Source organism: uncultured Zoogloea sp., from assembly GCF_937894855.1.
In the GTDB taxonomy this organism is placed as follows: Bacteria; Pseudomonadota; Gammaproteobacteria; order Burkholderiales; family Rhodocyclaceae; genus Zoogloea; species Zoogloea oryzae.
Genome location: NZ_CALAYQ010000209.1, coordinates 1 through 23,420, shown reverse-complemented (window position 1 = coordinate 23,420; position 23,420 = coordinate 1). Strand labels below are relative to the sequence as shown.

General features: G+C 61.3%; 13 protein-coding genes and 2 pseudogenes. 3 read left to right on the top strand and 12 right to left on the bottom strand.

Annotation, left to right across the window (positions count from 1 at the left end; translation table 11 throughout):
• Positions 1-197: 197 nt before the first annotated feature.
• Positions 198-431, bottom strand: coding sequence for a helix-turn-helix transcriptional regulator (locus tag Q0672_RS22940; protein WP_298626480.1), 234 nt, complete (start codon positions 429-431; stop codon positions 198-200).
• Positions 432-508: 77 nt separating this feature from the next.
• Between Q0672_RS22940 and Q0672_RS22935 the strand changes: the two genes are divergently transcribed.
• Positions 509-937 carry a hypothetical protein gene (locus Q0672_RS22935; RefSeq protein WP_298626477.1) on the top strand — a complete coding sequence of 143 codons (429 nt, stop codon included), beginning with the start codon at positions 509-511 and terminating at the stop codon, positions 935-937.
• Positions 938-1,216: 279 nt separating this feature from the next.
• Here the strand turns inward: Q0672_RS22935 and Q0672_RS22930 are convergent, their stop codons facing one another.
• The 11 genes from Q0672_RS22930 to Q0672_RS22880 form a co-directional block, all read right to left on the bottom strand.
• Positions 1,217-3,226, bottom strand: coding sequence for a DEAD/DEAH box helicase (locus Q0672_RS22930; RefSeq protein ID WP_298626475.1), 2,010 nt, complete (start codon positions 3,224-3,226; stop codon positions 1,217-1,219).
• Positions 3,223-4,533, bottom strand: coding sequence for a BREX system ATP-binding protein BrxD (brxD, locus tag Q0672_RS22925; RefSeq protein WP_298626473.1), 1,311 nt, complete (start codon positions 4,531-4,533; stop codon positions 3,223-3,225). The genes Q0672_RS22930 and brxD overlap by 4 nt, the downstream gene beginning before the upstream one ends.
• The gene (gene pglZ / locus Q0672_RS22920) at positions 4,530-7,229 is read right to left on the bottom strand and encodes a BREX-2 system phosphatase PglZ (RefSeq protein ID WP_298626470.1); all 2,700 of its coding nucleotides are present in this window, start codon (positions 7,227-7,229) and stop codon (positions 4,530-4,532) included. The genes brxD and pglZ overlap by 4 nt, the downstream gene beginning before the upstream one ends.
• The gene (locus tag Q0672_RS22915) at positions 7,226-10,921 is read right to left on the bottom strand and encodes a phage resistance protein (protein WP_298626467.1); all 3,696 of its coding nucleotides are present in this window, start codon (positions 10,919-10,921) and stop codon (positions 7,226-7,228) included. Before Q0672_RS22915 ends, pglZ begins: the two co-directional genes overlap by 4 nt.
• An 83-nt stretch (positions 10,922-11,004) precedes the next feature.
• The gene (locus Q0672_RS22910) at positions 11,005-11,292 is read right to left on the bottom strand and encodes an AAA family ATPase (protein ID WP_298626464.1); all 288 of its coding nucleotides are present in this window, start codon (positions 11,290-11,292) and stop codon (positions 11,005-11,007) included.
• Between the two features lie 10 nt (positions 11,293-11,302).
• Positions 11,303-12,787, bottom strand: coding sequence for a hypothetical protein (locus tag Q0672_RS22905; RefSeq protein WP_298626461.1), 1,485 nt, complete (start codon positions 12,785-12,787; stop codon positions 11,303-11,305).
• Positions 12,759-14,102, bottom strand: a complete 1,344-nt coding sequence (locus tag Q0672_RS22900; protein ID WP_298626459.1) for an AAA family ATPase — start codon at positions 14,100-14,102, stop codon at positions 12,759-12,761. Before Q0672_RS22900 ends, Q0672_RS22905 begins: the two co-directional genes overlap by 29 nt.
• Entirely contained in the window at positions 14,102-14,635 is a 534-nt protein-coding gene (locus Q0672_RS22895) for a hypothetical protein (protein WP_298626457.1), read from the bottom strand. Before Q0672_RS22895 ends, Q0672_RS22900 begins: the two co-directional genes overlap by 1 nt.
• Complete coding sequence (gene pglX, locus Q0672_RS22890) at positions 14,584-18,189, bottom strand: BREX-2 system adenine-specific DNA-methyltransferase PglX (protein ID WP_298626454.1); 3,606 nt, start codon at positions 18,187-18,189, stop codon at positions 14,584-14,586. Before pglX ends, Q0672_RS22895 begins: the two co-directional genes overlap by 52 nt.
• Positions 18,186-22,457, bottom strand: coding sequence for a BREX system serine/threonine kinase PglW (pglW, locus tag Q0672_RS22885; RefSeq protein WP_298626451.1), 4,272 nt, complete (start codon positions 22,455-22,457; stop codon positions 18,186-18,188). The genes pglX and pglW overlap by 4 nt, the downstream gene beginning before the upstream one ends.
• The gene (locus Q0672_RS22880) at positions 22,454-22,675 is read right to left on the bottom strand and encodes a helix-turn-helix transcriptional regulator (RefSeq protein ID WP_298626447.1); all 222 of its coding nucleotides are present in this window, start codon (positions 22,673-22,675) and stop codon (positions 22,454-22,456) included. Before Q0672_RS22880 ends, pglW begins: the two co-directional genes overlap by 4 nt.
• 171 nt (positions 22,676-22,846) lie before the next feature.
• Between Q0672_RS22880 and Q0672_RS22875 the strand changes: the two are divergent.
• Positions 22,847-22,951 (top strand): annotated as a pseudogene (locus Q0672_RS22875) (IS481 family transposase); the annotation flags it as partial.
• A gap of 350 nt (positions 22,952-23,301) precedes the next feature.
• A pseudogene (locus Q0672_RS22870) lies at positions 23,302-23,420 on the top strand (co-chaperone GroES); the annotation flags it as partial.

Below are 23,420 nucleotides of genomic sequence, written 5' to 3'. Positions count from 1 at the left end.
GATAACCCCTATCGGTGTACTGAAGAGATTAATCAACATGGAAGCGTACGCCATAGGTTCACACACCTTCAGTGCGGCCCACGCTGCCAAAACATACTTACCGGCTGGGCATCCTTCAGATCCATGTTTAGATGCCGCTGGCTAAGTGGCCCTCACGCAGGGGTAAGGTTCCTGGCAGCGGTGAAATCTCGACCGGACTACTCATCACGCGGCTCAAGCAGACGTACAGACAAGTCTGTCCCCAAGACCACCGCAATGCGATGAAGAATCAGAAGCGATGGGTTGGCAATCCCTCTCTCTAACTGGGAGACGTAAGTCCGGTCCACTTCTGCTTGCAAAGCCAACGCTTCCTGGGATAGACCGAGCCGCCGCCGGGATTGTTTAATCTGGTTCGCAAGCTCAACGCGAAGGTCGTCAAAGGATTTGTTCACCGGCAAACTGTGCCGGTTGCGAGACCTTCAATCCACGGAGTATAGTCTACATTTATGTATTCAAAGACTCATCTCTCATGCTCCAAACTCATCGTTCGGCCATCGTCCCCCTACAGCTTGATCCCAATGTTATTCTTTGGGACTGGGTTGAGCTCGCGGTTGATGCGCCTTTCTTCGTGCTGGAAATTGCATCCCCAACGGAGGATGATGAATTTGTAACCCACATAATGACCTCGAATCTCAAAGTGCTGCGCGCACACGCTGAAACTTCCGAGGCCGGCGTCTTGAAACGTGTTCTCCTACTTTCGCCGAGTTACGTTAATGGTTCGGATACCTTTCAGCTGAACGCTTTGGAAAGCGTCCTTTCGTCCCCCAGCAATCCGATGAGCATGCTTTTCAACCTGACTGACGGGCGGTCGCTACACTTCAGCTTGGGGGATGAGCGGCTTGATGAGTCTCAATACACAGACCAAGTATTCAAACGCACTCCGGAAACAACTCAGTAATTCTGGGGGCGATTCAGGGCCTGAAAGGTTGCAATGATTGCTTGGCGGCTTGCCACGGCACCGTGACATGCCGCAGCTCGTTGCTGTTCACCCTATCGCTCAAGTTCTGGCTGCAGATCACGGGCTTGAGATACAAGCCGTACGCCACGCACGTGCGGAGCAAAGTCTAGACTGCTGTCGCTTTGATCTATCCAACAGAACCCCAGCTTAGCGGAATGAAGCGTTGCCCTGGAAAACTTTATCTGGTGCAACTGAACACGGGCTTCCGCCCCGCGCTCCTCAGGCGAAGTTTCTTGCAAGAATCGTCCGGCAAAGCAATTCTGACGGTACGCAAGGGGCGAATTTAATCTCTGAAGAGAAGACAGTTTGCTCTTTAGGCTTCAGTTGTACCGTCATCCCTTTGAGGCGGGCTGCACTTAGAGTGGCAGCCGGCGCCTGAATGCTGATCGCATCAAACTTGACATGCGCTCCTTCATACTCTGCCATCCGTGCGTAGGTTCGGTTTTGCTTCGTACCAGCAAAGGTCCATGTGCGTGCGGGAGAGCCGCCGAGTCCGGACATGAAGTGCGCATCGGGGGACACCGCTATCTCCTCCATCAACGCCGCAAGCTCAATTTTTCCGCGCTGTGAAAGGTGGACAGCAGGGGATGCCCCCGCAACCAGAGCAGCGCGGATACCTTGGCAGACTTCTCGGCTCAGACTGCGTGCTCCACCCATCCATCTAGCTTTACCACCCTCTTTCGCCGCCTCCAGCCAGACGATCCGCTTGGACCACTCGATCTCCTTCACTAGCCAACTGCGGCCAGCCAAGAGCAGCAGCCGTTGAGGCTCTTCGCCGGTCAACACCATGGGGTCGATGTAACCCACCTCAGCACCGCCGCACCGGCCCGTCAGGAGTTGAGCGCCGCTGAAGGCCGCCAGCAGATCGCGATAGTGGCTACGGCCGAACTCTCGTTCGGTCTCAGGGCCGATGCGAACCAGTCCTCCCTTGCTATCCAGATAGCTCTTCTGAATCATGTGGTCAACCATCGATTTGATGCCGTCTGCCGGCCGCTCCGGGAAGCAACGAGCCATCAGCGAGAGAAGCTCACTCACAGGCCATTCGCCTCGCTCCAGCGTAGCCACAAGAATCTGTTGTCCTACGATCGGCCACGGCTCATCAGGCGGCCGTGCAGCCTCCACCCAGCCCTGTGACCACAAATGAGTGACACCCAAGGCCAACATGAAAGCGTCTTGATTCGTCGTCAAGAACAGGCAATTCCGGAGACTGCCCGACCGCCTGCCGGTGCGACCCATGCGCTGCAAGAACGACGAGACGGTAGACGGCGAATCGATTTGAATCACGCGATCCAGATCGCCGACATCAATGCCAAGCTCCAGCGTCGATGTCGCGACAATCACGCAATCCTTTTCCTCTCCAAACGCAGCTTCAGCCTGCCGGCGTTCGGAAACGCTCAGGGACGCATGGCTCACGAAGGTTCGCACCTCCTTACCGCGCAGCATGCTGCTCAACTGCTCAGCGCTGCTGCGTGAGTCGCAGAACACCAAGCGTTTTTCACCACGGTGAAGGCGTGAGATAACCGTCGCGGCGTTCTCGAGGTTGCCAACGTGATCGATGGTGACATCGGCGTCTGTGCTCACGGAGGCACTGCCCACCACCTGCCGTTCTCCGACCGGGGCGAACCACTCCAGAAGTTCCTGCGGGTTGCTGACCGTCGCCGAAAGACCGATGCGCTGGAGCGGTTGCGGCAAATAGTGCTCAAGCCGTTGCAGCACCGACCTCATGTGCCAACCGCGGTCATCAGCAGCGAAGGCGTGCAATTCGTCCACAACCACCGCCCGCAAGTTACCAAACCAGGCAGGGCGGTTCACCCGCACGGAGATCAGCATCGCTTCGATCGATTCCGGGGTTGTCAGCAGGATGTCCGGCGCTTCCTTCAGTGCTTTCTTCTTGCGGGACTGCGACACGTCGCCATGCCAGACTTCCACCGTGCGTCCAACGAGTCCGGCATAGTGGGTAAGCCGATGTTCGAGGTTGTTCAGCAGGGCCTTGATCGGGCAGATGTAAAGAACGCTCGTGCCAGGCCAGGACTCCTTCAGCATCCTGGACAGGATGGGAATGGTCGCCGCCTCCGTCTTTCCCCCTGCTGTGGGCGCCAACAGCAAACAGTGCGCCCCGGCATGAATCGGCGGGATTGCAGCCAGTTGCGTGGGGCGCAGCGTGCTCCAGCCCAAGGTGTTGACCATGTGGTACTGGAGCGAGGGGTGCAACTGCTCGAACTCGCTCACAGCTCGATGTCGTCCACCGAATTCGCGCTTGCTGCAGCCCGCTCAGCGGCAGACATCTCGGTCTCGGCAAGGGTCAAAGAGTAATGCTGACGGGGATCGAAGTCCGCATGCAGGTCCACACGATCCAGAACATCTGCGACCAGCTTTTTCAAGAACAAGCGAGGCGCCACTCCCACCTTGCCTCCGAGTCCGCCGGCCACGGCCCGAGCCAAGGTTTCCAGGTAGCCATCATCGACAACAGCCCGCAGGCGCTGCTCGTGCTCTCGCCCTTCTGCGTAAATGTCCCGCACACGCCGCCCCACCGAAAGCAGGGCACTGTGATCAAACGGAGCCAGGCGGAGCTGGACTGCGCGGGGATTGTCAAACCTCCGGTCAGTCCCAAAGTCCACATGGAGCCGTTGGGCCAGCGGTGCCAGCCGTTGTATGCCCTGCGGGCCGTCAAAGAATGCCGGCGTGCCAGTGATTATCAGGTACAGACCGGGATAGCGGCCTGCATCGATCTCATCGATCCACTGCCGCAGAGCATTGAGCCCCCTCTCACGCGTGTCGGTCCGCATACGCTGCAGCGTCTCCACCTCGTCGAGCACCATCACAAGGCCCGGAAATCCGCTGTCTCGCAAGATCGTGAGCAAGCCCACCAAGAAATTGCTTGCCCCAAAGTGGTCCAGATCGCCCTTGATACCTGCAGCACGCTTCACACTGGCCGCCACGTTTGGCTGACCAGCCAACCAGCTGATCAAGCCCTCGGCCAGCATGCCGTCGTTGTTAGCCAGGGCCTGTCTATAAGTGCGCAGCACTGCCGAGAAAGCCGGGGCCGTCTTGCTGATGGCGCTCAGACGAGCTTCCATGAGTGCATCCGTCCGCTGCAGCAACGCTTGAGCATCGTCAGGGTCCACCGAAGGGTCGGCCAGCACATCCTGCTCCAGAGCGTAGAACCAGCCATCGATCACGCTTCTGAATGCGCCGCTGGCCATGTCGGCCGTGCCCAGGTGCTCAACAAGCCGCCTGTAGACAGTCTCCAATCGATGCAGCGGCGTCTCGGTCTCGTTGATCTGGACTTCCGTTGCAGCAAAGCCCCTGGAGCGCGCGCGCTCCTGCAGCCATCGTCCGAAAAAGGTCTTGCCAGTACCGTACTCGCCGCGTACCGCCTTGAAGCCTCCGCGGCCTGAAGCCACCGACTCCAGCTCTTCGCCGAGAGTGCGCGCGAAAGTCTCAATACCAACCGCCAATGCATCCAGACCGTTGCTTGGAACAGTGCCTCGGCGGAGCGCACTGATGATGTCTTCTCTGCGGGCCGGGCTGATCACCGTGGGCCTCCTTGCTTGGGCAGATTGAACTGCTGTTGCAGCAAAGTGATGTTGAGTTCAACCGACCCCGCCGTCTCATCGACGGTGACCACCGCAGCCTGGTCTACATTCAAAACACGGCGCACGGCACTCAGCAGGCCACCCATGCGGATCTCTGGCAGTGACAGTCGATTCGCCAGAGCCGTCCTGGACAACTTTCCGCCACGCTCGGTCAACGCCTCCAGCAGCAGTCTCATCTTGTCGTCTGGCAAAGCTACGCGCGCTGCCAACTGGCGCTGAGACGCATAGATTGGGCTGGCTAAGAGACTGGAAATCCAGTCCAGCGCTACCGCATCCATGTCAGGTACAGGCAAATCGACGGGGGCGAAGAGCCCCGCCTGCGCTTCGAACTGCACCTGCTTCGTACGGGCAGGCTTGGCGTGTGACACTGCAGGAGCTACTGGCTTCTTGGATTGCATAAGAAGGGGTAGCTCCCACCACTCTGGCTGGTTCGGTGGTGCAGCACTCCAGCTAACAAGGCTGGTACCCAGCGGGGCAAATACGCTCAGCGGCACGGTGACTTCTTGGGGTGACAGGCCTCCGTGATAACCGTTCTTTCGGCCCGCATAACGGCTGCTTTCACTCCACAGGCAAACCACCGCGTTGGAGCCATCGCTGGTAACCACCCGGCCACCGCTGATCGCCAGCTCCTGGGTCGATGCCGGAGTGCCTCCCAGTCGCCAACGGTCACTCTCGCCACCTGAAATCTGCGTGGTTCCGTCCTCCAGCAGATGACCGTGGTCAGCCGTAACGATCACCACGCGTCGGGCCTCGCGGGCTTCCCGCAACAAAGGCAGCAGCAGACGCAGATCCTCCAGCGCCCAGCGCTGATTGAGCTGATCTGGTCCGCTGAGGTGGTCATCCACAGCGTTGTACACCACGCCCACAACCTGCTGCTTTTGGTTCGCGATCGCCGTGCGGATCTCCTGTGCCAGATTGCCGGCATCGGCCAAGTCACCTTTGTGGAAGACCTTGGGTGGAAACTCTGCTCGGCTCGTAGCCATCAATGCGGGATGTGCCGCAAAACCGGGTTTCTCTTGCGCCTGTGCTCCCGTGGTCAGTCGTCCACATAGCAGGCTAGTCCGACTCACCTCAGTGATTGTAGGCACTGTTGCGACGCCGACGAAGGGCTTGCCCTGAGACGCTGGCACCAGCTCTACCCAACCGTGGCCGGCAGCCCGCGCAAACAACTCTCGGAAGATGCTGTTGCTCAAGCCATCCATCACCAGTAGCAACGTGGGTTGTACAGCGGCAATCGGAGCGACGACCCGGTCCAGCGCGTGTTCAAGCGGGACAACCCGTCCGCTGTCAGCAGGCGTCTGTGCATTCCATTGCAGCAGCGCCTGCGCAAAAGGCTTGGCAAAGGCATTTCGTCGGGCAATGACCGCTTGGCGACACGCGGCATACGCGTCTGACAGCTCGGTCAGTTCGTCGCCACCCAGCAGCCTGAATCGGGCCCAATCCACGTAGGCGCCTTGGTCAGCTTGCCATTCCACTGAATCTGGCAGCGAGACTCCGGAGCCCATTGGGCTGAGCAGCCATCGGGCCAGGCGTCGTGCCATCTCAACACGCTCCATGCGTGGCCGCTGCTCGTTCATCAGGGTGTGCTTCAGCGCGCGGTCAGCCTGCAGTTCCACCTGCTGAAGCTTGGCTTCACTGGGCTCTGCCGCGTGGGCACCAAGTGCCAAGGCAAAGTCGGCCAGTCGCTGGTCTAGCGAAGAGGGAAGCACATCGCTCAGGTGCGAAAACTGCGAGATACGGAGCTCACGCAGCAGAGCATCGGCACGGTCCAGTAAGGCCCGACAAGCCTCCACACCCAGACTTCGCACTACTTGCTCTGCGGCCGCGGCCCAGGCACGCCCCTCTGTCACCCCTACATGCTTTTCGTTGACGAAGCGCTCCAGGCGGATCGCCGCCTGACCCAACGCGGCCTTCCCTTCACCCGCTGCCGCAAAGATGACGCCACTAACCAGCCCCAGCGGCAACGCATCACCCGTGCGACCGGCTTCGACGCAGCCCAAGACCATGCCCCCCGCTACGCCGGCAGCGTCAGCCAGCCAGGCCAGAATGTCCGACCGCATCGACGCAGGCAAAGGCCCGAGTCGAGGATCTGCATCGGGCGTCATCGACCAGCCCAGCAACGTCACCGCGTCTGGCCTGGCCACCTCGATCCCCACAAAGCGGACCAACACTTCGCGCCATGCGGTTTCCAGGTCCAAGAATCCATTGGCCACGGGCTGATAGTCGCCCTGGGCCGCGCCGTCGATCAAGGCCTGTGGCATCCAGGCAAACCGGCTCAAGCGAGCATCGGTCTCCTTGGCCTGGAACATCAGGCGAACGATGTCCCATCCTTCAGGCTGGAATACCCGCGCACGGGCCAGCCGGGCAGCGATGTCCTCCGCAACCTCATGCGTAGACAGGGGCGTAATCACCACCATGCCCGATACTGGAGGTGCGAGTTGCTCCAGTTCACAGAGCGCTTCGCGAATGGCCAATGACGATTCGCACCAACGCAACAGAAAACGCTTCCCATGTGGGGTGACCGTCTCCGGCCAGATCTGTTTTGCAGCAGCGCGAATCGCAACGGCCTGTGCCGTCGGATCACTGTCCAGCACTCGCTCCAGTTGCGCCTTGATTTGCGGCGTCGACAAACTCATAACTGGGTGCCCTTGCGCTGCAGACGCCAACTGAGCGTCAGCTCCAGATCCCGTTCGTTGATCACGCGAGCCTTCAGTTCATCCAGTGCCGCCACGGCCTCAGCGCCAGTCAGATGCAATTGCTGCTTCTCAGCCACCACTTCGGGCGCCAGGCCGGCCGGGACAGGCGGAATCGTCACAGGCGTAGGTGCAGTTACGCCTGGCGCGGGCGACGGAGAAGGCTCGGGGGACGGGGCCGTTACCGGAGCAGGCGCTGCGAGCAAGCCCATGGCGTCGCGATGCAACTCATCGAGTCTGCCCTTCAAAGCCAAGACGTGTTCATCGCTGGTCAGCACCTCGGCCAAGCGCCGCCCGATCACCTTGGCGGCATCCGACCGGTGATCGCTCAACTTCAGCACCACGTCGAACAGTTGCCAGTAGCTGCCCACCTCCAGCGCATCGGCGCAGACCTTCGCCTGCCCCAAAGCTCGCCCGACAGCAGCCTCCGATGTTTGCAGATTGGCCGTTGCCAGTACTGCGACCACCTCTGAATCTGCCGCGGATGCAACCGCGGCCAACAATGACTGCGCAGACTCAGCGGTTTGCTGCCGAGCCCCTGTTGCACCAGCCGCGTATCGGGCAACCCGATCACGTATCTGCACTACAAGGCGAGTTGCCGCATCGCGCTTCTCCGCGATCTTCTGCTTAACCTCGTCCACCAACTTGCCCACATTGGCCGCGTTGAGGGTCTGGCCCAGGGTTAAGCCGAAAAGGCTGGATGCACGCTGCAAGGCCAGCTGCCAGTCATTGGCATTTGGCAGCAACTGCTCCCGCAGCTCCAGTTCATCCGGCATGCTGTCCACAGACGGCTCAAAAGGCCCGCCTCGCATCGTGAAACGACGGCTGGTGGAGGCAGCGAAAGCCAGGATGATGAGATTCTGCAGCTCCAGCGGCAACCCCATGGGAGCAGGCATGTCGATCCACTGCCGCAACTTGGCCACGGTGATCGGCCCTCCACCGTCTCGCGCGTGGCTTTGCGAGAAGCGCGATTGCCAGTGCGGCTCGATCAACAAATGTGTTTCCGCCATCTGCCCTAGTTGGCAAGGGTTGACCACGGAACGCACCAGCTTGCGAACACTGGCGTCCTGCACCAACCCGCGCTGCCCTGGCGCCTCGATAGCCTTCTGCACTTCGGGCCAGATCTTGCGAATGATAGCTGGCTTGATCTCGGTGTCGAACTCGGGGTGAGCCGGATACTGGTGGGCAAACAACTGGCCCAGCAGGTTTTCGAAAGCCGATTTAAAGTCGGCCCCCACGGGCGGCCGCGGAGACAGTGTTGGGTCCAGCGAGCGGAACTGCTGATCCGCCGTCAGTGGATTGCTGACCGCATCCCGAGGTTCGGTGCTGATGCCGTAAGCCACTTCCAGCTGAGAACGCAGCTTGATGCGCAGTTGGTCCAGCTGATTGCGGGCCAGCGCCTTGGCCTGCACACGGTCCACAAACGACAGGTGGCCCGCATAGGTCTCAAAGCGCTCCCCTTGCAGTACGTAATCCAGCACCACCAGCCGACCCAGGTCGGCCAGGGCCTTGTTGCTCAGGAACGAAGGTATCCATACCAGCGTTCTGGTATCTCCACCGCGGTAAGCCGCCAAACGTGCCAGATCATCGGCCGGACCAAAGTTGGCGTCATCGAACGGAAAGTCCAGCACAACCGTCCACGTGCCTGAACGACCTCGAAGACGGTCATCGGTCATTTCACGCACGTTCTCATACAGCAGCTCGATCTCGCGTCGAGTGCCGCGCCAGGTGAACTCGTAGGTGTTGAACAGATCTCCGGTGTCGTCGATCTCCAGTTCCTTGAACAAGGCCTCGCGGATCCGCTTGCGGCGGTTGCCCGGGTTGTCGTTGGCCTCTGCCGCGCGGAGGATGGGTTCGATATCGACACCCGTCACCTGAATGGAGATGATCGGGTTCTGGTCCTCGGTGATCTTGATCTCGCCAATCTCACTGGCCCAGTCACGGCACTTGCGCAACACGTCTTGTGCTTCGCGGCCCGGGATCGGCGAACGGAAAGTACCGTGGTTCAAGGCCGCCAAGCGTTGAGCGCTCAAGGCCTTGAGAGATTCCACCTCAGGAACCAACGCGCCCAGCAGCAGTGTCTTCAACAGGCGGGCGTCGTTGCGCAGGCTCTTGGCAGCAGTCGCCTCTGCCTGGTCCAGCTTGATCGCCTCCCATGTCACGTTGTGCTGCCGCTCCAGCATGGGCAGCAAGCGCTGGTTGTAAAGACGCTTGGCGTTCTCGAAGTGCAGGCGCATGCCTTCGCTGAAGGGCTCATCACCCTCGGCGATGGCGTCGTACAGGTCACCCACGGGAATCAGCTGGCCCAGTTCCAGATCTGCGCGGCGGTCCACCAGCAATTGCAGCATCAGCTTGAGCGCCGTACGCTCCCGCTGCAGCGCAGCCGACACGGCAATTAGGGTCTGCACCAACGCTGGCGAGAACGGGTACACCTTACGGAACATATCTCGGTCGGCAGTGGTGGTCAGCAGCGTGTCCAGCACGTCCTTACGCATCTTCAGCAGATCATCAAAGGTGCTCTGCAGTGTCTGCCGCGCGGCTTCATCTACCGGGCGCAGCACGCGCTTCTCTGCAATGGCAGGCAGGTTGCGGTCTTCCAGGGTAATGCGGTGGAAGCGTGCCTCCCAGTGCTTCAGCACATCGCTGAACTGCACCTGCACCGAACCCGCGAGGTTCTCACCCACCAAGTCGCGAAGATCGCGCTGCCGGGCCACGAAACTGATCAGCGGAATGGGCCGGTCGGCGTTGGTGGCCTCCACCAGCTTCACCAGCTTTGTGCCTTCACGGCTGACAAAATTGACGTCGGCCGCATGGCTGGCCAGCCACAACACCAGTTCGTCGAGGAACAGGATCACCGCATCGTAGCCCAGCGCCTTGGCGTGCCGGCTCATGATACTGAGGCCATCGTCGAGCGATACAAACGATTCGCCGCTGCCCGCTAAAGACCGGTAGGCCGAGAAAAACTGGGTGATCAGATCGCCCACCAGGCGCGAGCGCTCTTCACCATTGGGCGCTTCCAGCATCGCCGCCTCGAAAGCCACGGCATCCCAGCCACTTTCGAACGCCCCCCAGCCGCCATCGCCACCACCACTGGCTCCTTCATTGAGCTTGGCAAAAAATGCTTCATCGCCCATCCGTTCGCGCAGGTCACGCGCATCCTTGAACATCCCCTCGGCCAGGTAAAAGCCGGGCACCGGGGCGTCTGGATGCTTCTTGCGGACGAACTCGGCGTACTGCCCTAGGATGGCCGACTCCATGTCACGCGCCCCGATCATGTGATACGGCACCAACAGGAACTTGCGGCCATCGGTCCAGCTGTGACGGGCCACCACATCAGCCAGCTCGGGCGTTGCCCTGGCCTGGGTGTTGCCTGCAAGCAGCAAGTTCAGCACCGCCATGAAGTGGCTCTTACCGGATCCGAAGCTGCCGTGAAGATAGGCTGCCTTGCTGCCGCCGGTCTCCACCGCCTGCTGGATGAAGCCAAGCGCATTGGCAAAGGCTTCCACCAGCTGCGGCGTGACAACGTAGTCACGCAGAGTCTGCTCGGGCTCGGTGACGCCTTTGGACAGCTGCAACACGAAGTCGCCTTGGTGCACCCGTTCTGGGATGGCGATGAGGTCTTTCAATAGAGTCATGTTTGTTTTATTCCTCAATCCTTGAGGACTCACAGTCTTGGGGCTGTTTGGGTGTTCGTCACGGCAGCAGACGCCATGCTGCGCTATGGAGCGCCTGTTTGAAGGCGTTGAAATTGGGCATGTCGATTGAATCCGTCTCTTGTCAGGAGTCGGCGGGTCAGATCGGCGGCTTTCCACTCACGTTGCTTGTGCCACTTTTCCATCTGCCCGTTGGCGAGATGCCCGACAAAGTCGAAGGCCTGCAGGAACGTGGACTTACCCGCCCCGTTCAGACCCACCAGGCAAATGAACGAACCTAGTCGATGAGGCTCCGGCGGCAGGCGGAAGTCGACCAGCGACTTGAAATTGTCGATGTAGAAGCTCTTGATCATGGTTGGCCCTTTACTTCAGCGGCTTCACACCGCCACGTCGCCCAAAACCAAAACCAAGTCGATACACATCTGGCACTTGAATGCGCTGATCACGCAAGCGCTCAATCAGTCCCAGAGCTTGAAGGTCATCCAGCAAGCCGGTGCTCCCCCGGTTCAAACTTTGTGGAGGAAGCTTGACCCCTAGGCTTGATTGGGCCAACTGCTCCTTCAATTGCTCAATGGTGTGATTCTTGACCCACAGCTGCTCGAAATCATCTGCTGCGCATGGCACGGTTAGCTTGCCGCGCAACGGTTGCATCACAAACTCGATCCATGGATAGTCTTCAGTAGTTACCTCGTTCACGCGAATCTTCGATGCGGCCTGCACACCGACCTGGATGGCGCGGAAATGTAGTGCTGTCTGAGCGTCTGAAGGCGTGTGCTGCGCCGCGTGGCGAATAGCTTCGCTATAGCTGCGAGGGCTGACCTGCCCCAACCCATCCAACAAGTGATTGACGAGCCAGGTGTAAGGCTTGCCCCGTTTGTAGCCGCTCGGTCCAGAGGCCATCGCACTGCCGGCTAAGCGTTCGAAGAGGCGTTCCTGCAGCTTTTCGTCTGAGCGAAGCGCGCGAGGCAAGATCCAAGCGTTGTTTACCAATGTAAAGGCCTGGTCCGTTGCCTCCGTTGTAAGCTGGCGAAACGCGACGCCCCCATGGGGCGCATTGCCCACGCACTGAAACATCAGCGCATACAGGTCAGCGCGCTGCCAGCGCAATTCTGCTTTTCGGGCCAGGAGCTTTGAGGCGTCTGGGAACCCGATAATTTCCTTGTCCTGAAGCATGTCAGGGCGTAGAAATACCTTGAATCGAATGCGACGGGTAGAACGAACATCCAGAGCCAACTGCAGCAGCGCACGAGCCAAGGGACGAATCGTGGTCCATTCGTCGGCCAGTCGGTCCAGTGCATCGAAGAGCACTACCAGTGTCCGACCGTTGGTATCCAGTTGTGCATCCTTTACCCGCAGCAGTTCGTCAAACTCTTCGGGCTGTTCCACGACCCATTTCACGCGCTCCACCCATTTGGCGGACGCGGGAAATGGGGAACCGAAACCAGCGCAGTGGGCCAGCACCGCCCGCCAGATGGCGCGCGCAGAATAAGTCTTGAGCAGGGCTGTCAACACGTCCTGACTGGGAGCCTGCGTAGAAATACTTTGCGCGCCGAACGCCTGCACGGCATCGAAAGAACTGCCCAGACGAACATCAGGATAGGCCGACTCGATGTAGCTCCGGTGTGCGTCTGACGCAAGGTGCTCCCACCAGAAGCTTTTGCCGGAACCTCGAATACCTTCGACGACACTGCTATCGACGTCAAGAGCCTTTGCATGGCTTGGCGGTACAAAGGTAAAAGCTGGGTCACGCATGTCAGCGTTACCAGCTTGATCCACCGTCGGTAGTGACTCTGTTAGCGCCAAGCGCAATTCAGCAGCTTCACTCATTGGTAAGTCCTGGTAACGCATCGATCACTTCCTGAATAAATGGCCCGAACGCCAAGTCGATGTCCGTGTCGTCCACCCCGCCGGCACTGCGCCCAAGCATGGGGTCGAACTCCTGGAAGCGCGCATTCCAGCGCACTCGCATCGGGAAGTGCGGCCCATCCTCGTTGTGCAGATCGAACGAAAAGGCATCCTCCAGCGTGTCGGCATCAGGCTCCAGCTCGTCATAGATCAGGTCGCGAAACACATCCCAGGCGTTCTGCACGAATCGACTGGCCCGCTCGGCCTGATCGCTCTCGGGAAACAGCGCCTGCACCATCACGATGCGCTCGCGCACCTGACGCAAGACCTCTGGCCGCTGGTGCCAGTGATTGAACAACTGCCGGTAGCCTTGCCAGTTCTGCTGCGCATCGGTGGCAAACAACAGGGCGACCGAGGCCAGGCTGCCGATGGCAACGGCGGCCACATCGTGCAGCCCGGCCCGGCTGTCGATGAGAACAATGTCGGGCCGCTCCTGGGCTTCCAGCAAGCGGGTGATCCGCAGCATCCGGTCCGCGAAAGTCTGCGGTCCTTTGGGCGACGGTGTATCTGCGTACACCCGGGCCAACTTGCTCAGGTAAGCGGTTTCGCCCTGGCCCATCGCGGCGGCGATATGAATGGAGCCCGGCGTCTGGTCGGCCAGCGGGCTGAGCGACACCATGTCTCTCAGCACCTCATCGCCTTGCCCCACCGCATCTTCGACGAACCAGTCCACCAGTCCGTAGGTGGCGACCCGATCCTGGGGTAGCAACAGGCCCGACAGGCCGGGCGACTCCAGGTCGAAGTCGATCAGCAAGACACGCTGGCCATCACGTGCTAGCCGATAGGCCAGCATCGCCAGGGCCGTCGATCGGCCGACACCGCCTTTCAAGCCGTAGAACACCACACGCGGCGGATGGCCGTCTTCGTCGAAGCGGCTGGTGCGCAGCCAGTCCTGGCCAGTAATCTGGCGGTCCAGCAACTGGATCTCGACGGCGCCGAGTGGCTTGCCATCTTCATTGACCCCCAAGTTAACCAAGGTACGGTGCCAGTCCGAGCTGCCAAACACTGCCTGCGGATCGGAAAAACTGTCGTGGGACAATACTTCTGAATTGGTCGCATAGGGCCCCAGCGCTGCTTGCGCCTTCTGCAACTTCTCCAGAGCCGCCGCGGGATAGTCGGCCAGCGGGCAGTCCAGTGCGAACCGGAGCCGTCCGTAGACATCTCGGATCACACGAGCCTTTGGCTTGACCGGCAAGGCATCGTCTTGCAGCGACAAAGCGGCCAGCCGCAGGGCATCATTGAAATGAATGCTTGCCATCACAGCACTCCGTCTTGTTTCGCTTGGTCGAGCATCGTGGATACCTCTTGGGCTGCACTTCGCCAATAGGGAACCGAGGCCAGGGGTAATGCGCCATCGTGCCAGTATCGATGGTCAACTGACCAATCGTGGAAGCGGTTCAGACCGGGCATGGTTGCCAGGTATCGCGTGGCCTGAGGACCATCCGGAATCAGTTGCCCGTGGGTTGCAATGCGGCTGGTCAGGTTTGGCATGTGCTGACGCAAGGGGTGCGGTTTGCCTGGCTTGGTCGGGTGTTCTCCCGGAATTCCTCCATCGGTAGAACTTGGCCTAACACCGCAGGCCAGTAGCAGCGCCTTCAAGCCACATTCGGCGACAAAGCCGTAAAGTTGTCCGGCGTTGGCCAAACGCCCCTGGTTGAACAGGGTTTCAGCGTCTAACCAATGACGACGCGCCGCAGGCTCGTACGCGACAGGTGCAGGAGTCACTGTAGGTGCTGCACTCATACCTTCTTCTTCCTTCCCCGTTTTGCTGCCGTCGCTGCCGGCTTCCACGCCCGCAGATCATCCAGCGTAAAGCCCAAAGCCCGCGCTTCGTCAGTGACGAAGCTGCGGTAGTAGTCACCCATGCGCTCGCCGAACACCGGGTCGAGTTCGTTATGCCACTGTTCCAGCCAGGGAACCAGCTCCAGCAGGCTGGCCAGCAGGGGTTGCAGGCGGGCGGGCTCCCAGCCTTCACTGTCTTTCATGTCCATGTAGTAGCCGGCCAGGGAAGTGGCGTGTTGCAGGTGGTTCCAGCCGGCCCAGGCGATCACCAGGCTGCCGTCCGAGCCGCGTTCGCAGCCAGGGTAGCTGACCCAGCGTTCCTTGGGCACGTCCAGGCCGCCGCGCAGGCGCCACAGGTCGGACTTCAGGAAATCCTTGCTCTGGTACTTGGGTGGCACGGGAATCTTGCCGACATCCTCCCCGGCGTCTTCGCGGCGCTGCAGGGCCCAGGTGTCCTGCCACTGGGCGCGCTTGCGTAGGCCGGTGTCGGTGTAGCGCTGCACGGGCAGGGCGGGCACGGCCTCAAGGGCCACCAGCTCGGCCACTAGCTGCGGCAGGTCGAAATCGCTGTGCCCGGCGTAGAGCGCGGCGATCTGCATGAACTCGGCATCGTGCGACAGCGCCTCGGCCAGTCGGCTGGTGCTGGTGAGCTGGGGTGGCTGGTCGGCACTGGCAGGCCACAGGGCTGGGGCTTCCAGGCGGGCCAGCAGCCAGTCGCGCAGGGCGGCGCGTTCCAAGTCTTCCCAAAGAGGCGAGTTCCAGCGGCGTTTGAACTCCGGGCGTTCGATCAGACCGATGGACTTGTCGACTTCGATCAGCTCGATGCGGCGTGCCACCACGCGGCGGTAAGCCTCGGGCCAGTGGGTGGGGATTTCTGTGATGGGCGTGGAGCCGTGGCGTTCGAACCAGGTGGTCTGCTCCTTGCCGGCTACCACGCGGCGGGCCAGCACGATTTCGAAGGCGCGCTCGCCCAGCGCGACTTCCACCGGGGCTTGAAACTCCACTTCTTCGGTGCTTACGCCAACCGGCAGCAGGCCATAGAGCTGGTAGCAGCGCCAGTCCAGCTCTTCCTGGCTGCCAATCATGAGTCGGCGCAATTGAGCCGCTTGGTCGCGGGCGGTGTCGAGGCTGGTGCGAGTGGGGAGCGGATCAGTTGCGAGAACTGCGACCGGCAGCAGTGCGGTGAGCTGACTGGATTGCGCATCTAGATGCTTGGCAATGGCGAGCGGTCGGCCTGTGCTCAGGGGGAACTCCGCTACCTTGGTTGAGTTCAGCGCATAAAAGTCTTCGAACGGCGATGTACGTTGTCTCGCTCCATGTTGATCAACGGTGCTGCCCTTGTTGTGACACACCTGCTTCAACCAAAAACACGCCACCGACGAATTCAGCAGCCCGAGCAGCCCCAGGTGCTCGTCTTCGCTGCTGCCAGCGGGCAGCTTGATGACCGGCGCGGTACGGTTGAAGACCTTACCCTGTTGGTCAAACACGAAGTGGTTATGCGTTGCAATCTCACTGAAGGCAAGCAGGTGTTCAGCTCGGGCGCGGTCCTTTGGGAACTGGTGATAGTCCCACCATGGCCGGCCTGCCTCGCGATATGTTTTGCCGCCAAACACTGACCTCGCCCACAAGGTGGTGCGGCAGGGCCACATCCACCGCAACGATGAGTCCGCAGGAATGGCACTCCACTGAATGATTTCATCGTCATAGGGAAACAGGATTGACTCCTCTATTGCCAAGGACCAATCGCGAGTTCCGTCGCCGCGTACACAAGGTCTTGTGTACTCACCACAACCCATCCGCTCAAAAAAGGCTATGGGTTGAACAAAGAAATCGTCAGCGTGGGTGTCTTGGAAGAATCCCATTGACTCTGCAATGTCTCCGAGCTTCTTGGTTAAGAGCTCTTCGAGAGACTCCTTTAAATCAGCAGCACCACCGCCCCCAATACTCCAAGGATGCTTGGTGAAAACGATTCGTGGCGTGTCTGCCACGCTGACGAAATCGCTCTCGCTGCCGGCCTGGTCGATCTGCCCGACGATGGCGCTCCATACCAGCCCGTGCGCCGGATCGTCCGGCGTGCTGGGTTCGCCCTTGATGCCCATCACGGTGCGCACGCCCTCATCAATCGGCGGGCGGTGGCGGCCGAACAGGATGACGGTAGGCGTGCCGTGGCCGGGGATGTAAGCGCCGGAGGTGTCCACCACATGGGTCAGGTCCAGCCGGGGAAGCACCTGCTCGATCAGTTTGCTGCCGAACTCGCGCTTCATGAAGCTGTTGGCGGTGATCAGCCCCACGTAGCCGGCGCTGCGCCCCTCGGCCGCCGTCACGGCCAGCTCGAAAAAACGCTCGGTGAAGGGGGCGCCCAATGAATACTGGCGATGGCAGCTGGCGTACTTCTTCCGGTAGGCCGCATTGAGTGCCGCATCCTTGACCACGATGTAGGGCGGGTTGCCCACCACCGCGTGATACTGGCGGCCCAGGATGTGCTGCACCCCGCTCAGGTCTTCACTGGCGTAGGCGTGGGCCAGGCCGGTGTCGGCGTGGGCCTCCGCTGCGTCAAACAACTCCTGGCTCTGGCTCAGGCCAAAGCGCGTGCCGTGCAACAGGCTGTCACCGATGGCCACCGAGACCTTGAAGTCGTGGGCGTTGGTCAGGCGCTCCACGCCCGAGGCCTGTAGGGCGGCCACGAACAGGCGAAAGCGCGAAATGGCGACCGCGAAGGGGTTGAGGTCCACGCCGGCCACGGCGTCCAGCGCCTTTTGCGCGATGTCCACCGGGTTGCGACCAGGCTCGTTGCGCTGCCATTCGGCTAGCAGGCGCTGGAAACCGCCCAGCAGAAAGTGCCCCGAGCCGCAGGTGGGGTCGATCAGGCGCACTTCGCGAAAGCCGAACTCGCGGATGGCCGGGGTGAGGGTGCGGTCGAGAATGAACTCTTCGACAAACTCGGGCGTTTGCAGCAGCGCGTAGCGCTTGCGGGTGGCCTCGGACAAATCTTGGTACAGATCGCCCAGAAAGCGGGTGTTCCAGGCGGGGTCGGTGAAGTCGTGGGCCAGCGCACCGGTGTTCGGGTTCACCTGCTGCCAGAACTGGCGCAGGGCCATGGCAGCGTCACCGCTCAGCCCCAAGCGAAAAGCCGGATTGTGGCTTTCGTCGAAGAAGGTGTGCAGGCCGGGCAAGGTGCCGGCTTCGCGGAAGGCGGCGAGCAGGTAGTCCCGGTCGTTCTCCAGTGGGTGGGCCTGGAAGTAGGCATCGTGCCGATCGCGCACCAGGGCCAGCCGGCCCGATTCTGGCGTGCCGCCCAGCCACGGGCGGGCTACCAACTGGTTGTCTTCGATGAAACGCAGGAACACGCAGCTCAGCAGCCAGTGCACCCCAGCCTGGGTGATGACCTGGTCGGCCCAGGTCAGATAAGTTTCAGCGCAGCGGTTGGCATCGCGGGCGGCCTGCCACTCGGCCTGCAGGCTCGTATTGAGCTCGGGGACTTCTTCGATGCGCTGCCGCAGGTCGTCTTCCAGGCGTTTGAGCAGTTTGGTCAGATCGGCGAGCAATTGGGGGGCGTTGATCACTGGATGTGCTTTCCGGAGGCGTCGGACAAAGTAGCTTGGCTGGCCCGGTGTTTGTTTTCCACCCAGGCCTGGGGCAGCGCCAGGGCGCGAGTATTGTTGATGTTGTTAACCAGAGGTACTGCCACGCCGTCGATGACGGGCAAGCCTTGGTGGCTGGTGGGCAACAACATCCAGGCGCTGGGAGTATGGCCGGGGCGGCCGGCGTGTTCTTCCAGTTCGGTAACCAGGTGCATGAGCCCATAGCGGGCCAGCAGCCCCGCGCACACCAGCAGGATGGGCGACGGACTGTTCAGCAACGCGGCTCGTATGGCGGGCACCGCCCGCTGCACCAGGCGCTGCAGGTTGATCCAGTTGCGGCTGCCGCGATCGGCGGCGTCGGCCTCGAGCACGACCTTCCAGTCGATCCTCATGGCCTGTGCTTGCTCGCGTAGCGTAGCCAGTAGCAGCGCGTCGAGATTGAGCCGTTGCACGGCGCTTGGCAGGGCTGTGGGGTGGCCAAAACGGCGGATCAACTCGGCTTCTGCGCGGCGGGCAATGCGTGGAGGCACCGTCAGAACCAGCAGCCCCCCTTGATCCAGCGAGCGCACCAGGCGCTCTTCAACCACGGCAGCCTGCGCTGCATCGCTATCACCCGCAACGTGGGGCGTCAGGAGCGTGGCTTGACGTGAAAAGTGGGTGGTCGTGCCTGCAGTTTGTCCACGGCCCAGGGTGGCCAGACGGTAGGCACCGCGACCATCGGCTGCTGTGATGTCCCAGCTGAGCGGCGCACCGGCCTCTTCGAGCAGGCGATCCAGGCCGGGCCGGCCAGGTAGCGCCGATGCTTCGGGGTAGCGACCGCGTACGCGATCCTGGATGTCCTTGGCTCGCAGCTCCGAAGCCCCGACCAATGCACCCAGGGACTGGCGCAGCGCCTGGATGGGCGCCATGCCGCGCATGTACATCTCTTGCCTGCTGGACACCGCAGCCTTGCGTGATGCCGAGGCGGCAAGGCGCAGCAGACGGGTGGGCGGAATGGGGGCTGGTGCGGTGCCACCCAGCTGATCGGGCCTTGGCAGGGGTACCCCCTCCAGCATCTCCAGCACGCGGGCCGGTGGCAGCAAGGGGTCGGCCAAGGCGCAGGCATCCGCGGCTGCGCCCAGTTGGCGTGCGTAGTCTGCCCACGGCCCAGCGCTGGCGATCAGCATGTGGGGTTGGTGGTCGTAGGCTTCAAAGCGCGGCTGGTCGAGATGGGCTTCGGCTTCGACGGCGCCACGCAGCACTGCGGTGGCCTGGCGCAGGCGTTCTGCATCATCCTGTGAGGCGCAGCCGCGCAGGGCCAACAGGGCCAACGCACCTTCTCTCGCGCTCATAACGTTGCCCTGACTGCTCACGAGGGTGTCGAGCTGGTGACGTAGCTCGGTGAAGGCCGGGTTCTTGAGCCAGCGCTCGCGGGCCTTAATTAGCGTGGCGGTGAGGGTCGCACGATCCACCTCACCCGCCTGCGCAGCATCACCGAGGCTGGGCCATGCGCCGGCCGGCACAGCATCGTCCAGCCCCAGGTAGTGCGCCAGAGCCGCTTCTTCTGGCCGGTCGTCACCAGCAGGCCGGCGCGGCAGCAACTGGGCGGCAAGCTCATTGATGCTGACGGCTCCCTCGATGTCTTCGTCGGCATCGTGTGCAAGGCTGCGGCCCTGGGTCAGGTCGGGCCGCAGGCGGGCCAGTTCTTTGGCGGTGAGCCGGATTTCCTTACGGATCTTGTCACCCACGCCCTTGAGATAGCGGAAGCGAACGCGGTCTACCGCCAGGAGCTCGCGGGCGTTGTGCACACCCATGCGCTCCAGCACGTCCTGGGCTTCGAGGCTATAGCCAAGTTCGGCCATAGTGGTCTGCGGAGTGGCCGTGGGGGCGATAGCGGCCAGGCCGCTGGCCGGCGCAGCATCGCTGGGGTGCAGCGTACGACGGCCGTTGAAGATAGCCCGCCAGTCGCGGAGCATGTCTTCAGCGTTGTCAAAGCGCTCGCGGTAATCGCGCTTCAGCGCTTTCTCGAAAAAGCGCGCAAAACCTTCGCGCGTGACAGGGTCAAAGACATCGCGCTCAATGGTGGCTTCGACGTCGAGCATGGCCGGCGAGGTCTGCCCGTCGCCCCACACTGGCGGCTGGCCAACGGCCATCTCATAGAGTGTGACAGCCAGGGCAAAACGCTCGGCATACAGATCCCAGCGTGGGGGTTTGCGCAGCGACAGGAAGGGGTCCAGGTAGGGATGGGTGCCGGCCGTGATGTTGTCGGCCGGGGTGCGGCACAGGGAGAAGTCGAACAGTACCAACTGCAGCTTTTTGCCGCGGCTCTCGGCGATGCCGATGTTGTCGGGCTTGATGTCGCGGTGGGCCACGCCCTCGGATTCGAGGTGGTTGACGGCCTCGATCAACTCTTCACCGAAGCGTTGCAGCATGTCCAGTGAGAGGCGGCCTTCTTCCTTGAGCTTTTCGGCCAAGGTCTTCGCGCCTGCGCTCTTGAGCAGCAGTGCGGTGCGCCCGGAAACCATGAGCGTTTCACGGTGGGCAACAATGTTTTGGTGATGCAGGCGGGCCAGCACCTCGCCTTCGGCGAACAGGCGGTCGTTGTGCGCGATGTCGCAAGCCACTTTGAGGATAGCTTCATCTTCATTGCCATCGCGATGAACGAGCAAGGCATCGCTAGAGGAACCGCGTCCCATGCGTTTGACGACCGTGAAGCCCCCCTCCAGGCGGTCGCCGGTACTCGCAATGCTGGGATCAACGGTGACCTCGGGGTCTGGCGTGGTCAGCTCGTCTTCGACCAGATCAAGGTCATCGAGAAAGCCCTGGACCGTGTCGTAGCGCGCGAGCAGGTCAGGAGCCGTGGCGAACTGGATCAACTCCTGCTGCCGGGCGCCACAGCCGTCCATGGTGTCGGACAGGCGCAAGCCCTGACCCACGCGCAACTTCTCCGACAGTTCCAGCGTGGACTCAGCCGGGGGCTGCCCCGTGAAGATGTAGTAGGCGATGCAGCCAAGCGAGAATACGTCGAGGCTGGCGCCTTGTGCGGGGTCAGCCCGGGTAGTTTCGGGTGCCAGGTACAGCAGACCGAGGTCTTCAACGTAGTCCTCGACGTGGCGCGTCCCGGTTGTGTGGTGCACGGTATTGGGCGCAGCAGAGCCCCCCACATTGCGCGAGGCTGTCTGCCAGTTCATCAGGCGCAGGTGCATCGAGCTGGCATCCAGACCGTACACAATGATGCTTTGCGGCCCCAATGCGCGGTGATACAAGCGCTTGGCGTGGGCATACTTCAGCGTTTCGGCAATGTCGCGCACCATCTGGAGGCGCTGGGTAACGGTGAGCGTCTTGCCCCTCTCGCGCAGCAGGTGGTCCAGCCGAACGGCTTTGGGGTCGTGATCGAAGATCAGCGCCGGGCCAAGCTCGGTCTCTTTCAAATCGTTGACACGGAGGATGCCTGGGTGATCAATGCCTTCGAGCACCTCAAACTCTCGGCGCGCCTGACGAAGTCGGGCAGCACGGACCTCTGGCGATGACGCAGAGGCCACGGTAAAGATGCGCACACGGCGCTGGATGCTGTCCACGCTGACGTGGCTGGCCTCCCAGTCCTGAAAGCCATCACCTTCAGCGACGAGTTTGGTCAGTTTGTAGTCGCCGACCTGCCGATGCTTGTTAGACGGGCGTATGCCGGCCTCAATCAATGCCCTGCCGATCGCGCGTGTCTGGGCGATATCCACCGGCGTGGTTGTGCGGGAGGTGATGCCATTGCTAAGGGCACCAACGATACCTGGATCGTTCAGCGTACCTGGGCGGCCATGTTGAAAAGTGGCGCTCTTGGCCAAGCCCTCCAACTGACAGGCCAAGCTTGAAGATGAGAGGAAAATGGCCGGTTCAACGAAGGGGAGACGGATTTTCGCTTTTTTGATCGCCGGCTGGTGCCGCAACAAGCTGGCCAAGCGCTTGGACTTGCGGTTCGCGAGAATAAGCGGATTGTCATAGGTGAAGGTCCGACCGTCTGTGGTCCACGTCCAGCTATGTACGTCCCCGCGCAACACGCCAGGGCGACTCTTGATTTCAACCAGGAACAGACCTGCGGGCGAGAGCACCAGGGCGTCGACCTCGTTGACCTTGCCCTCATCGTCGATAAATTCGAAGTTTGTCCAGGCGTGCCAAGGATCGCGGTCGGGCAAGTGAGCCCGCAGCCATTCGAGGGCCTCGCGTTCCCAAGCAAAGTTGGATTCGGCTATGACGTGCCAACGGGATGCACTGAGCGTCACAATGCGCTCCTGTCGGTGTCAGGCACATGCTCGAAGAGTTCACCGACCGAGCAGCGGAACAAATTGCAGAGGGCGTCGATGGCCGCCACATCCAGGCGCGTCACAGTCTCCTTATATAAGGCGCTGACGGTGCTGCGATTCAAGCCTGTAAGGCGAGAAACATCAGAAATACGGAGCTTGTCGCGCCCCATGAGGGTCGACAGGTGACAGCGAATCATGGCGGGTCCAGGATTGCGGGGTGTTGCGCAGGATAGCAAGGCGCTACACTGCGCACAACCCCGGGCGGCATCCATCTGGAAGCCATCGTGACTGCTGAGTCAAGGGGCTCACAAACGCAGGCTCTCCGCCTTCGTGTCGTCGTGCACCTCCTTCTTGCTAAGCGTTTGTGGTTGGGCATCACCATCGGGTGCGTGATCACCGATAACGGCTCGGCCTTCAGGATCGCCTTCAGCACCCTGGGCATCCGCCAGAAATTTACTCGAGCTTATCGCCCTCATCACGAGATCGGCTGCCACCCCCAAGCTCTCGGCTACCGGGTGACGGAAACAGCGTCTTGACTCTTCATGGTCGGCTCTACTGCTGGCAGCCGCTCCCGGTGAAGTGGTTTTTCGGCCGTGCCCGCCGGAATCTCAACATAAGCTGCAAAAATCTCAACATAAGCTGCGAACGAAAAAAAAAATACAAATCGCCACACTTGAAATGCGCCACACCCGACCCTATTATTAGCACTCGTCGGCGGTGAGTGCTAACAGCCTTCCGCCACCCCGATGCCAGTACCCGATTGCTGGCCAAGTTTTTTTCTGGCGGGCTCCGGCCCGGATTGAACCAAGCAGGAGATCTCTACATGAAAATCCGTCCCTTGCATGATCGCGTGATCGTCAAGCGTGTTGAAGCTGAGCGCACCACCTCCAGCGGCATCGTCATCCCCGACTCCGCCGGCGAGAAGCCCGATCAGGGCGAAGT

Coding starts and splice junctions, on each gene's coding strand:
- Q0672_RS22935 (WP_298626477.1), top strand. CDS start 509: ATGCTCCAAACTCATCGTTCGGCCATCGTCCCCCTACAGCTTGATCCC.
- pglZ (WP_298626470.1), bottom strand. CDS start 7,229: ATGAGTTTGTCGACGCCGCAAATCAAGGCGCAACTGGAGCGAGTGCTG.
- Q0672_RS22915 (WP_298626467.1), bottom strand. CDS start 10,921: ATGACTCTATTGAAAGACCTCATCGCCATCCCAGAACGGGTGCACCAA.
- Q0672_RS22910 (WP_298626464.1), bottom strand. CDS start 11,292: ATGATCAAGAGCTTCTACATCGACAATTTCAAGTCGCTGGTCGACTTC.
- Q0672_RS22905 (WP_298626461.1), bottom strand. CDS start 12,787: ATGCGTTACCAGGACTTACCAATGAGTGAAGCTGCTGAATTGCGCTTG.
- Q0672_RS22900 (WP_298626459.1), bottom strand. CDS start 14,102: ATGGCAAGCATTCATTTCAATGATGCCCTGCGGCTGGCCGCTTTGTCG.
- Q0672_RS22880 (WP_298626447.1), bottom strand. CDS start 22,675: ATGATTCGCTGTCACCTGTCGACCCTCATGGGGCGCGACAAGCTCCGT.